Origin of the sequence: Salinisphaera sp. RV14, assembly GCF_052044135.1 — a bacterium.
Lineage (GTDB): Bacteria > Pseudomonadota > Gammaproteobacteria > Nevskiales > Salinisphaeraceae > Salinisphaera.
In genome coordinates this window covers 1-12654 of record NZ_JBQDYF010000006.1, presented here as the reverse complement: position 1 = coordinate 12654, position 12654 = coordinate 1, and the positions used below count along the sequence as shown (strand labels likewise).

Genomic DNA, 12654 nt, shown 5'->3' with positions numbered 1-12654 from the left:
CGGACGTATAACGGCACGGTGAAAAGCTGCTGTTTTCTATCCTGACTCAGGCGTTCGGTTCGCCGTCGAAGCGTTCAAGCCGAAGTGAGTGTTGCAGACCTCATCACCCGGCTGGGCCACGCAATTGACCGAGAAGACGTGTTGTACAGCGCGCGATCTCATCGACGATGAGATCGATGACCGTTGATTCATAAGGCATCTGATCACGGGTCCACCGGGCCTGCTCCGGCAGCTGTTCGGCCATATCGCCCAACCATCCCCGAATCTGTTCTGCCGACAGACCCAGTGCCTTGCCATCGGCCACGAAATGTTCCGGACGGATATTGTGCTGAACCTTTTTGCCGCGAACTGCCATAGCCATCTTCCGATCATTCCATCGCAGAAAATATGGGTAGACACTGTTGATGTCGTACAGCGGCGCGAGCGCGAGTTGCGGCCCTGTCACATGCCAGATCGAGTAGTTCTTGGCGTGGGCGTCTGTACCGCATATAAGCACATTGAACATCACCGCCCGCATGAACTGTTCGAGGTCCGCGGCAGGATCGGTCGCGTTGTCACGTAGGAGTTCGCCGATAGCCCGAATGCCGGGGCCGCCGTTCTCCTCGTATTTCTGGCTCGGGGCATACCCCAGCGCCTGGCACATATCCTCGATATGGATGCGACGCGTCTCAGGCCCGGCATCGGTCATTCGATCGAATCGCTCGACCACGATTGCCTGCTCCGCGCCCATTCGCTCGACCCATGACTCCGGCGCAGCGAGGCCGACCTCACGCGCGAGCTGCAAACAGAAATGCTCGTTGAGCGGCTGGTCATCAAGATTACGCATCGCCGGCTTGACGATATGCGTGCTCGGCTCGTCGCCGACGGGCATGTACCACTGGCCGTCGCGATAAACGAAGGCAGTTTTCGGCTGGGCGCCGGCCAATGAAAAATAGCCGGGATTTCGACCGAAAATCTCTGGTGTCCGACCACGCCTGAGTCCATCGACGACTTCGGCCATTTCCGCTTCATCGAGCGGACCCAAACCTCGCCCCAGGTCGGACGTTCCAAAACTCACCGCACCCGGACAATCCTCACCAATGGCCTCGAGTAAGGCGAGCGGATCGGCCTCGGGTACATCAAAATGTGCCGCGTATCGGCGCAGAACCTCTCTATCATCGGGGAGCAATCCCCACATGAAGTTGCTCACGATCGACTCGCCGCGCGAATCGCGGTGCACAGCCGCGGTCATCGGCATGGAAAGCGACAGCGGATGGTTGGCCTCGTCCGCAAGATATGTTTTGTCGTACTCGAATTCGAACCGGGCGCCGGTCAGCCGGGTGACCGCACCGATCCGGATTTCATTCAAGAAGATCTCGACCGTTTGTTCCATGCCGGCTACTTCTTGCCGCTCTTCTGGAAACGCGCACGAAGCGATTGCACTGACGGTGCTTGCGCGCTTCCACGAGCGATGCCCCCCGATGCCGGAGAGGGGGCGTCACGCCGAGACGAGTCCAGTCCGCCAGAAGCCGTGCGTCGAACCGTGCTGGCGCGATCCAATTGGGCTGGACTAGCATTCGGGCGCGGAACAGGCTTAGGCCCGGCGCTTTGCCGATGAAGGTCCAGCGTCACATCAAGCGCCCGCAGCACCGCCATGAGCTTGCCGAACTCAGGGTTGCCTTTCCCCTTCTCAACGCCCGATAACCAGGACTGCAGTGTCCCGGATGCGTCTGCAAGTTGCTTCTGTGTCCACTTGCGCTGGCGGCGCTGGTCACGAATGAAGGCGCCAAGCTGTTTCAGCGTCGTGACTTTCATGTCGAGAAACACCTCAGCATTTATTCGTTTTAATGATAATAGAATAATATCATTAAAATGATATTGTTAGGCTTTATTCGGTCTGGTGATATTACAGCCATATCATTCAGCTGATATGTTGGCGTCTCGGCAGCCTTAAAATACTCGGCTTTACAAATGGTTATGGATCGCGAGCCACGCCATCCAAGAACCAAGATCGGCTGGGCCCTCGATCGCGCCGGCCAGTCCAGTCCAGGTGTCGACTGTATCTCGCAGCCGGGACTGCGAATGCAGCTGCATCGCTTGCGGCCAACCGGTCATCGTCCAGAAGGGCGACGTTTATCAGTGGCATTTCCATCACGCTGTCGAAACCAACGGCACCGACGAGTCGATCCTGCATCGCGTTGGCAAGCCGTGTCTCATTGATGCGGCAGGCGCCGATGCCTGGTTCGCCAATCGCCGAACGCATCATCGACCGGCCAAAGCAGTTGACGTCGGATATCTGGCACCGGGTGCGGGCCCTCTTGAGGGGCACCCAGCAAATCAGGGCCGTTAATTTCTACGCCTAATCGGTGAATCCGAAACAGTCAAGGGGGTGATAACGTTATCGCTCATTGCCAATACTGGGCGCCATACCGTAGATGAAGCCCACGGTTCGGAAATCTGCTGCAGACTGGCGCGGCTTTTGCTGGGACAGTTCGACCAAGCGTGATCGCCATTCGACAGTCTGTGCTGCCAAGCAAGCACGGCAAGGGGGATAAGTTGAAATTCAAGGCATATTTGTCAAAAGCCGCGCCTGTCGGCAGTCGCGGCCATGCCCGGTTCGGGCTGGTGCTGCTACTGGCCGCGCTGTCGCTCACGCAGATGGCGGTCGCGAGTGCGGCCAACGGCACGCTCGTCTACTGTTCCGAAGGCAGCCCGTCGGGCTTCAATCCGGAGCTGTATACCGATAGCACGACCTTCGATGCCACCCACCCCATTTACGACAAGCTGGTCGAGTTCAAGCTGGGCACCACGAAGATCGAGCCGGCGCTGGCCAAGTCCTGGACGGTCTCCAAGAACGGACTGGTCTACACCTTCCACCTGCGCCACGGCGTCAAATTCCAGACCACGCCCTGGTTCAAGCCGACGCGCGATTTCGACGCCGACGATGTGGTGTTTTCCTTCGATCGCCAGTGGAAGAAGAATAACCCCTACTACAAGGTCAACGGCGGCACCTATAACTACTTCCAGTCGATGGGCTTTTCCAAGCTGCTGAAGTCCATCACGAAGGTGAACAAGTACACGGTCAGGTTCACCCTCAACAAGCCCAACGCCGCTTTTCTGGCGGACATGGCGATGAACTTCTCGGCGATTCTGTCCAAGCAGTACGCCGATCAGCTGCTCAAGTCCGGCCACCCGGACCAGATGAACCTCAAGCCGGTCGGCACCGGGCCGTTCCAGCTTCTGCATTATCAGAAGGACGCCGTCATTCGCTACAAGCGCAACCCGGATTACTGGGGCAATAAGCCGTCGCTTGCGAACCTGATCTATGTGATCACGCCCGATGCGTCGGTGCGGTTGGAGAAACTCAAGGCCGGCGAATGCCAGGTCATGGTCTATCCGAATCCGTCGGATATCGCTTCGCTGAAAAAGAATCCACAGATCACGATGAAGTCCCAGCCCGGGCTGAACATCGGCTATCTGGCCTTCAATACCGAGAAAAAGCCGTTCAACAAGGTCAAGGTCCGGCAGGCACTGGCCTATGCGGTCAACAAGAAGGCAATCATCAACGCTATTTTCCATGGGCATGCGCAGGTCGCCTCGAATCCGATCCCGCCGACCATGCTCGGCTACAACAAGAACGTGACCGGCTACAAATACGATCCGGCCAAGGCCAAGAAGCTGCTCAAGGAGGCTGGCTACCCGAACGGTTTCAGCACCGATATTTGGGCGATGCCGGTGGCGCGTCCGTACAACCCGAACGCCCGTCGCATGGCCGAGATGGTCCAGGCCGACTGGGCCAAGGTCGGGGTCAAGGCCAAGATCGTGACCTACGAATGGGGTGAGTACCTAAAGCGCACTGCGCAGGGCGACCACCAGACCGCGTTCATGGGCTGGACCGGCGACAATGGCGACCCGGACAACTTCCTCTACACGCTGCTGGCCTGCCCCGGTGTGCATACCGGCAACAATATCGCGCGCTGGTGCAACAAGAAGTACACCAAACTGGTGACCGAAGCCCAGCAAACCACGGATAACGCCAAGCGCGCCAAGCTGTACCAGCAGGCCATCAAGGTTTTCAAGCAGCAGGCGCCGTGGATCACCATCGATCACTCCACCGTGTTCGTGCCGATGCGCAAGGAAGTGCACGGCTATGTGATGGATCCGCTGGGCGAGCACTACTTCCGCGAAGTCAGTATCCAGAAGTAGCGCAGCCGCCGTGTTGTCGCCGCTCGTGCCCCGCCATTCGGCGGGGCACTGTTTTTTTCTCGAACCCACGTTTTTATGCTGAGATTCACCCTGCGCCGGCTTGCCTTGGTGATCCCGACCTTCTTCGGGATTACCCTGATCGCCTTCGGACTGGTACGTCTGGTGCCGGGTGATCCGATCCAGGTCATGGCCGGCCAGCACAATCTGACCCCGGCCGAGCACTCACGGCTGATGCACGAATATGGCTTTGATCAGCCGGAGTGGAAGCAGTATCTGCATTTCCTCGACCGGCTGTCCCACGGTGACCTGGGCAAGTCGTTGACGACCCGCGAGCCGGTGGTCAGCGCGTTTCTGACCCGTTTCCCGGCCACCTTCGAACTGTCGTTCTTCGCCATGCTGTTCGCGCTCGTGGTCGGTTTGCCGGCGGGGGTGCTCGCGGCGGTCAAACGCGGCTCCATATTCGACCACGGGGTCATGGGCATATCCCTGACCGGCTATTCGATGCCCATTTTCTGGTGGGGGCTGTTGCTGATCGTGTTCTTTTCCGGTTTTCTCGGCTGGACGCCGGTGTCCGGGCGGATCGATGTGGCTTACTACATCAAGCCGATCACCGGGTTGATGCTGGTCGATACCCTGCTGGAGGGCAATATCCCGGCATTCTGGTCGGCGCTGGATCACTTGATTCTGCCGGCGATCGTGCTCGGCACCATTCCATTGGCGGTGATCGCGCGCCAGACGCGCTCGGCCATGCTCGAGGTGCTCGGTGAAGACTATGTGCGCACCGCCCGCGCCAAAGGGTTGTCGCCGATGCGGGTGATCTGCGTGCATGCACTGCGCAACGCCTTGATCCCGGTGGTCACGGTCACCGGCCTGCAGGTCGGGCTCCTGTTCTCCGGCGCGATCCTGACCGAGACCATCTTCTCCTGGCCGGGCGTGGGCAAATGGCTGGTGGACGCCGTCTATCAGCGGGATTATCCGACCGTACAGGGCGGTGTCTTGATCATCGCCTCGTTGATCATGCTGGTGAACCTGGCCGTCGATTTGATCTATGGTCTGATCAATCCGCGCATTCGGTACAAGCGTTAGCGTCATGAACAGTCAAACCGTTGCCATCACCCGGCCGGCCACCAAACCGCCGCATCCGCTGCGCGAGACCTGGCACTACTTTGCCGAAAATCGCGGCGCGCTGGCCGGACTCGTCATCATCGTCGTCATCTGCCTGATCGCGATCTTCGCCGGCGTGCTGGCGCCGCACGGCCCGGACGCGCAGCACAACAACGCACTGTTGCAACCGCCGGTATGGATGCACGGCGGCAGCTGGTCGTTTCCGCTGGGCACCGATGCCGTGGGCCGCGACATCATGTCGCGCATCTTCTACGGCGCGCGCTACTCGCTGCTGATCGGGCTGATCGTAGTGACCCTGTCGCTCTCGGTCGGCACCCTCCTGGGCCTGATTGCCGCCTTCGCGGGCGGTGTAATCGAAGGCCTGATCATGCGGCTGATGGATATCATGCTGGCTGTGCCCAGTCTGTTGCTGGCCATCGTCATCGTCGCCATTCTCGGGCCGGACCTGTTCAACGCCATGTTCGCCATCGCGCTGGTCTATCTGCCGCAGTTCACGCGCCTGTCCCGGGCCTCGGCGATCACCGAACTGTCGCGCGAATACGTCACCGCCTCGCGTCTGGCCGGTGCCGGGCCGATCCGGTTGATGTTGATTACGGTACTGCCCAACTGCATGGCGCCGCTGATCGTGCAGGGCACGCTCGGCTTTTCCTCGGCGATCCTGGATGCCGCCGCACTGGGTTTTCTGGGGCTGGGCGCCCAGCCGCCGCTGCCGGAATGGGGCACGATGCTGGCCAACGCGCGCGAGTTCGTACTCAGCGCCTGGTGGGCGGTGACCTTTCCGGGGCTGGCCATCCTGATCACCGTGCTGGCCTTCAACGTCATGGGCGACGGCCTGCGCGACGCCCTCGACCCCAAGATGAAGCGGAGTTGAGTTTCTGCTATGCCATTGCTCGAAATCCACAACCTACAAGTCGAGTTCCAGACCTCGCAAGGCGCGCTGCGGGCGTTGGAAGGCATCGACATGAGCGTGGACGCCGGCGAGATTCTCGGCGTGGTGGGCGAATCCGGCTCCGGCAAGAGCGTGACCATGCTCGCGGTCATGGGGCTTCTGCCCTGGACCGCGCGCATCACCGCCGACCGGTTGACCTTCGACGGCCGCGACTTGCTGAGCCTGACGCCGAAGGCACGCCGTCGCCTGATCGGCTCGGATATCGCCATGATCTTCCAGGAGCCGATGACCAGCCTGAACCCGTCGTTCACGGTCGGCTTCCAGATCATGGAGGCGCTCGCCACGCATCGCGGCGGCAGCCGCCGGCAACGCCGGGAACGCACCATCGAGCTGTTCCGCCAGGTCGGCATCCCGGCTCCGGCGGATCGGCTCAAGGCGTTCCCGCACCAGCTATCGGGCGGCATGAACCAGCGCGTGATGATCGCCATGGCCATCGCCTGCAATCCGCGTCTTTTGATCGCCGACGAGCCAACCACGGCGCTGGATGTGACCATCCAGGCGCAAATTCTGGATTTGCTGGTGAGCCTGCAGCGCGATCACGGCATGGGCCTGGTACTGATCACCCATGACATGGGGGTGGTCGCCGAAACCGCCGAGCGTGTGTGTGTAATGTATGCGGGTCAGCAGGCCGAGGAACGCCCGGCCGCCAGCCTGTTCGACAATCCGCGTCACCCCTATACGGCAGCGCTGCTGGATGCGTTGCCCGAGCGCAGCCGCGGTGATCGATTGCCCACGATTCCTGGCGTGGTGCCGGGGCTGGCCGACCGCCCGACCGGCTGTGTGTTCGAGCCACGCTGCCGGTTTGCCGAGGATTACTGCCGCGCCCGACGGCCGGCTTTCGATCCCGACCGCGACGGGCGTGTTCGCTGCCATTTTCCGCTCGACGACGGCCAGCCCACCGACGGCCCGGAGCCGGCCAGACAGGCGATCGAGACATGAGCGAGCAACCGGTACTCAAGGCCACTGACCTGACCCGCCATTATGACGTCGGCGGCATGGGCCGCCGGGCCAAGGTGCAAGCGCTGACCGATGTCAGCTTCTCTCTGTCTGCGGGGCAGACCCTGGCCGTGGTTGGCGAATCCGGCTGCGGCAAGTCGACCCTGGCGCGCTTGGTGGCCTTGATCGAGACCGCCGATCACGGCGACCTGGAGATCGCTGGCGAGAATGCCGCCGCTGCTTCGCGCGCGACCCGAAAACGCCTGCGCCAGAGTGTGCAAATGGTCTTTCAGGACCCCTACGGCTCGCTCAATCCGCGCAAGAAGATCGGCAGCATTCTCGAAGAGCCGCTGGTCATCAACACGCGCTTGAAGCGATCCGGGCGCCGCGAGAAGGCGCTCGCGATCATGCAGAAGGTCGGTCTGCGCCCAGAGCACTACGACCGCTATCCACATATGTTCTCGGGTGGCCAGCGCCAGCGCGTGGCCATCGCCCGGGCGCTGATGCTCAATCCGCTTATCGTGGTTGCTGACGAGCCGGTGTCCGCACTCGACGTGTCCATCCAGGCCCAGGTGCTGAACCTGTTCGCCGATCTGCAGGACGAACTGCAGCTGGCCTATCTGTTCATCGCCCACGATCTGAGTGTGGTGCATCACTTCGCCGATGAAATCATGGTGATGTATCTAGGCCGTGCGGTCGAGAAAGGGCCGTCGGCGCAGGTGTTCGAGGCGCCGGCGCATCCCTACACCATGGCGTTGCTGGGCAGCACGCCAGCGGTCGATCCGGCGCGGCGCGGCAAGCGGGTCGCTGTTTCCGGTGAACCGCCGTCGCCGATGAACCCACCGCCGGGCTGTGCGTTTCATTTGCGCTGCCCCTATGCAACCGATGTATGCAGGCAGGACAGACCCGCGCTCCGCCGGTTCAACAAGCGCCTGGTGGCCTGTCATCACGCCGAGGCGATCGCTGCCGACAAACAACCGTCGGCCCGGCCGGCGGTCGCCGAAAGCTAGATGTAATCTTGCCGACGCAGCACCAAGGGACTCATACGACGTCTTGGGGTTGATAGGGCATCTGGTGTTTGCGCACCCCATAAGCGAGATCAGACACTAGACCATATGGATTGCATCGCAATCCATGATGCCCTTGGGATAGGCCGAAATCGGCGCCACAAAAGTCTTTTTGGCACAGATGCTTGCGATGCAATTCATACCAGGAGTCAAGTCTATACACACGCCGCTTGTTTCTTAGTCACATTTAGATAATGAGTAGACTTGACCCTTACAGCTTCACGCCGGACGGCGGTTAATTGCCGGTGTTACGCGCGGCAACCGCCGCATTCACCCGAGCACGCAGCGAGCGCAGCCGCTGATCGTGGATGCCCTGCTCGTCGAGATGAGCCACGGTGCTGTTCAGATATTCCGCGGCCGAACCGATCATGCCGTGGCCGGTGGCCAGCATATCGATCACCGTCGAGTCTTTCAGCCGCCCGCAAAAGCTGTGGTGTGCGGTGTTGGCCACGAAGGTCATGGCCGGCAGCGACGCGCCACCACGATCGTACAGCGTGACCCAACGCGGCGTGTAAACCCCCGTGAGCATCTCGCGCCGCCAGATCATCAGCAGCTCGTGCTCCAGATCGTCCGGCGGCAGCCGCAGCGCCATGCCCCGGCAGGAACCGCCCGGCACCAGGCCGAGCATCAACCCCGGCGCTTCCGCCGAACCGCGACCATGCGTCAGCCGGATGCGGAAATCGCGATGGAAACCATAAAGCAAAACGTCGAGCCATTCCGCGACCGGCACGCACGGGTTCCATAGCAGCGATCCATAGCCGAAGACCCATACACCCGTGTCGAGATCGGCGGCGGGCGGCCGCTGCGCCAGCATCGCCTGAATCGAGTCCTGCATCTGCTTGTCGCTGATCATCGCGACATCCGGATGCGCCGTGGCCAGCGCTTGGCGTAATTCGTCCCGTTCGAGCACCTCGCGGGTAATCCCGTTGGGCAGCGGACGATGGCGCGGGTCGGATCGTGTCATGCGGTCATTATTACGCCGACCGGGCGCGGCTGGCTAAAAAGCGTGAGGCAAGCCAATGCAAATTGGCCCGGTCCATATTGCCCGTTCAGCGAACCCCGCCAGGCAAAGGACGGTCGCTCGCAGCGAAAACCGTGGTCTGTCCCCACGATCACATCAGCCATGACTTCGCCGGCAGTTCGCTTGCGCTCAATCGGCTTCGGCGGTCACTAAAATGAACAGCCGAGGGAACGGCAACAGCACGGCGCCATCGGCCAGGATCGGATAAGCGCCGTCGAGCGCCTCTCGATACGCCGCCAGGAAAGCCGGCTCGTCCGCGGCCGACAGTCGATCGAGATACGGGCGCAGCGCCGAACCCTTGAACCACTCGACTACCCCATCAATGCCCGCGGCGAGCCGATGATAGTACGTCGTACACCATACGTCGACGAGCCCGGCGTGGGCATCCAGGCGCTGCACGTACCAAGCCGCATCATGACGCGGCGCACGCAAGGTGCCGACGTCGTCGAACACGCCGGCCCATCGGGGCCAGCTGGCCACCTCACGCATCAGGACATGGGCCGGTTCATCGAGATTGTCCGGCATCTGCACCGCGAGGCGCCCGCCCCCTGCCAATTGGCCGAGCAGACGCGGAAACAGCCGCTCGTGATCGGGTAGCCACTGCAACACGGCGTTGGCCAGTATCAAATCGGGCGGTACGTCGGGCCTCCACTCATCGATATCGATCGCCTGGAAATCGATCGCCGGCAACCGCCTTCGTGCGACCGCGATCATATCGGCCGAACTGTCGATACCGTAGATCGACGCCTGCGGATATCGCTGTCGAAGCAACCCCGTCGAATTGCCGGAGCCACAGCCAATATCGACCGCCCGGTTAACTCCGGCCTCCGGCAAGTGCGACAACAGATCGACGACCGGCCGATTCCGCTCTGTTTCGAACTGCGAATACTGATGCGCGGACCAGCTCACGTGAGACACCCACCGTAAATCGTCATCGGCGCGACCTGGGGCGCGTCAACGAAACCACGGCGATCGTAGCACTAAAAATCATCGGAGATGCTCGGCCCGAGTGCAAATCGAATCTTACCCGCTTGCCATGCCAACGTCGCGTCGATCCAGATCTTCTAGATGCGAAACATCCTCAACTCGAAAACCAAAACGCTTCATTGCGCCCACACCACGCGCGAGGCGAAATCAAACCCAGGAGTGTCAAAGAAATCGGGAGGCCATTCATGCACGATCCAAGACCCGACCGGACAGCCGCCTGCAAAGCAGCGGTCTGCCTCCACTATTACGGCGTTGACGCAAAAGGCAAGACCTGACCCTAAAACATCTCTCTTGACGCAAAAGGCAAGACCTCGTATCTGACCCTAAAACATCTCTCAGTAAAACATCTCTCAGAATAACGAGGCATGACATTCTCCTATCGCCCTCTCGTTTAAGACAGTGTATTCGAAGGCACGACAGGTAGTCTGACAGTGAGGGAAGTTGAGTCAGCCAAATTATATTTTAAGCGCGAAACCGAGCGAAAAGCGCGGGATAGCTTGCTGGTACAACTTCAAAAACCTGCGCGCCTTTCCTCTCGAAGTAACTTTCCTCGTATAGGGATGGCTGGTCCTGGCCAGTGACTTCGAATATGAAAACAACCTTGTCGTAATAGCTAACTGTCTTAATTCTTGACGTGATATACGAACGAAGCGGTTCAGAAATTCCGCTCTGCGAAACTCGATTCGTCACCTCTTGGAATAATTGGTCTAGGCTTTTACTCATTTGAGTTGCTTCATGCTCCACACCGGTAACGTAGAACCCTGAATAGGTCATCGCTCGAATGCCAAACGTTTCTTCCACCCGACTTGCTGTCTCTAGGGTTTCCGCAACACCCACGATCACATAACCTTTATGCTGCGGAGCAATATTCGAAATAGCAGTACATGTCTTTAAAATCTTTTCAAAAGAGTCTTCATCAAATGATGGCTGAGTAGCCAATGTCATAAAACCTTGCTTAAAATCGTACGCCGCCTGTTCAGTCTTCGAGTTCATTAATAAATTTTGGAACTTAGAGACCCATTGAATGGTCGCCGGGTCTGGCGCATTATCCTCTTCGAAACAGCTCTGAATTACGCCGACAACGGAGTTGACAGCACTGGCACGATTATCGGCGCCCCAACGTCCCCCTTCCTGAATCGTAATATTTTTCCCTAGATCACGGAGAACATTGACGAGTCCCGCGCGATCAGACACCTGCATCCCTCGTTTCACAACTACCTCATGAAAAGCAAGAAAGACAGCCTGAAAATATCTCGGGACCGGATTGTTACTACGATCTCGTTCAAATAAGAGCTCGTAGAAACTCTTACCAGCGTGATGCAACGTTAGCTCTATTGCATCATGGACACGTTGATAGTCATTCTCTACAAGCTCTTCTGTCCTTCGCCGGATTCCTTGATCGACTGCCTCAAATCGCTCGCGCCGCGCACCCTCTAGCGGAAACGAAGCACCAAAGTAGTCATCAAAAAGTTCTGTCCTAGAAGCTGTAGGAGCTTCAGAAATCATGTAAGCAACTAGATCTGCAATTAGTTCTTCGTCCCGACTTTGCCTCAATTGGTCTTTTGCAAGGATTCCATTTTTTACCCAAAAAACATCCTCAACCCTTATGCCGTAAGGCAGCTCATGATTCGTAATGCTGATCTCTTTCATTCGATTGAGCAGAAGAACATCTGAATTTGAAGTATCACCACGGACTCGAGAAGCGATGATTCGTATACAGTTAGCGAAGGGATTTACTGCACCAGCGGCGCGCAGCTCTTGGCGGGAAAGTTGCCGCCCTCCAGAATTGATTCGACGAAAAACTTCATTCACTGACTCGGCTTGAGCAAACTCGTATATGGAAAATGGAACAGGATAGGACGCAATAGCCAGACATTGTTCACGCGAAAGGACAGGTGTTTTTTGCTCCAAAACATCCCTGTCAAGTAAATCTTTCGTCGTAGCGAAAGTATTTAGATCGAAGTAACCGTCAGCTACCGGATACTCATTACTTATAAACGATGTCATGGCGTTCATCCGCTGCAATCCATCGATAATTTCGAGCGACCCATCGTTGCGATCAGCTGGTTCGGCTAACAGAATAATTGGTATGGGGTAACCGTTTATAATTGAATCAATAAACTTTTGCTTTTCTTCTAATGTCCAAATAAGCTTTCTTTGATATCGGCGGTTTACTACGTATTTTTCGCCTATATAGCTTATATAGATACGTTCTAGTTGTTCGCCACGAACTACTAATTCTTGCTGATTCGCTGCCATATATTTGGACCTAGGAATTCTTAGTAAGTTGAAATAAGTCGGGGCAGAAGGGGACAGACCACGATTAGAGAATAATATGGGACAGACCACGATTAATCGTCAACGAGATCATGCCGCATGATGCC

Annotated in this window: 10 protein-coding genes; 5 read left to right on the top strand and 5 right to left on the bottom strand. The window is 58.5% G+C overall.

Going from position 1 to position 12654, the window contains the following annotated elements:
• Positions 1 to 103: 103 nt before the first annotated feature.
• Positions 104 to 1372, bottom strand: coding sequence for a type II toxin-antitoxin system HipA family toxin (locus ACS8Y6_RS07915; protein ID WP_440855339.1), 1269 nt, complete (start codon positions 1370 to 1372; stop codon positions 104 to 106).
• A 5-nt stretch (positions 1373 to 1377) separates the two neighbouring features.
• Positions 1378 to 1794: a helix-turn-helix domain-containing protein gene (locus tag ACS8Y6_RS07910; protein ID WP_440855338.1), complete on the bottom strand. Its 417-nt coding sequence runs from the start codon at positions 1792 to 1794 to the stop codon at positions 1378 to 1380.
• Positions 1795 to 2637: 843 nt separating this feature from the next.
• Between ACS8Y6_RS07910 and ACS8Y6_RS07905 the strand changes: the two genes are divergently transcribed.
• The 5 genes from ACS8Y6_RS07905 (at position 2638) to ACS8Y6_RS07885 (ending at position 8205) form a co-directional block, all read left to right on the top strand.
• Complete coding sequence (locus ACS8Y6_RS07905; RefSeq protein WP_440851499.1) at positions 2638 to 4185, top strand: ABC transporter substrate-binding protein; 1548 nt, start codon at positions 2638 to 2640, stop codon at positions 4183 to 4185.
• Positions 4186 to 4260: 75 nt separating this feature from the next.
• Positions 4261 to 5271 (top strand): ABC transporter permease subunit, encoded by a 1011-nt coding sequence (locus ACS8Y6_RS07900; RefSeq protein ID WP_440851492.1) that lies wholly within the window; start codon positions 4261 to 4263, stop codon positions 5269 to 5271.
• 4 nt (positions 5272 to 5275) lie between these two features.
• Positions 5276 to 6181: an ABC transporter permease subunit gene (locus ACS8Y6_RS07895; protein ID WP_440851493.1), complete on the top strand. Its 906-nt coding sequence runs from the start codon at positions 5276 to 5278 to the stop codon at positions 6179 to 6181.
• A 9-nt stretch (positions 6182 to 6190) separates the two neighbouring features.
• A complete protein-coding gene (locus ACS8Y6_RS07890; RefSeq protein ID WP_440851494.1) occupies positions 6191 to 7198 on the top strand; it encodes an ABC transporter ATP-binding protein in 1008 nt (335 codons plus the stop codon).
• Complete coding sequence (locus ACS8Y6_RS07885) at positions 7195 to 8205, top strand: dipeptide ABC transporter ATP-binding protein (protein WP_440851495.1); 1011 nt, start codon at positions 7195 to 7197, stop codon at positions 8203 to 8205. Before ACS8Y6_RS07890 ends, ACS8Y6_RS07885 begins: the two co-directional genes overlap by 4 nt.
• A gap of 292 nt (positions 8206 to 8497) precedes the next feature.
• On the opposite strand, the gene ACS8Y6_RS07880 is transcribed toward ACS8Y6_RS07885, so the two are convergent.
• The 3 genes from ACS8Y6_RS07880 to ACS8Y6_RS07870 form a co-directional block, all read right to left on the bottom strand.
• Complete coding sequence (locus tag ACS8Y6_RS07880; protein ID WP_440851496.1) at positions 8498 to 9226, bottom strand: gamma-glutamylcyclotransferase; 729 nt, start codon at positions 9224 to 9226, stop codon at positions 8498 to 8500.
• A gap of 186 nt (positions 9227 to 9412) precedes the next feature.
• On the bottom strand, positions 9413 to 10192 hold the full coding sequence (tam, locus tag ACS8Y6_RS07875; RefSeq protein ID WP_440855337.1) for a trans-aconitate 2-methyltransferase: 780 nt from the start codon (positions 10190 to 10192) through the stop codon (positions 9413 to 9415).
• 540 nt (positions 10193 to 10732) lie between these two features.
• A complete protein-coding gene (locus ACS8Y6_RS07870; RefSeq protein WP_440855336.1) occupies positions 10733 to 12529 on the bottom strand; it encodes a DUF262 domain-containing protein in 1797 nt (598 codons plus the stop codon).
• Positions 12530 to 12654 lie beyond the last annotated feature (125 nt).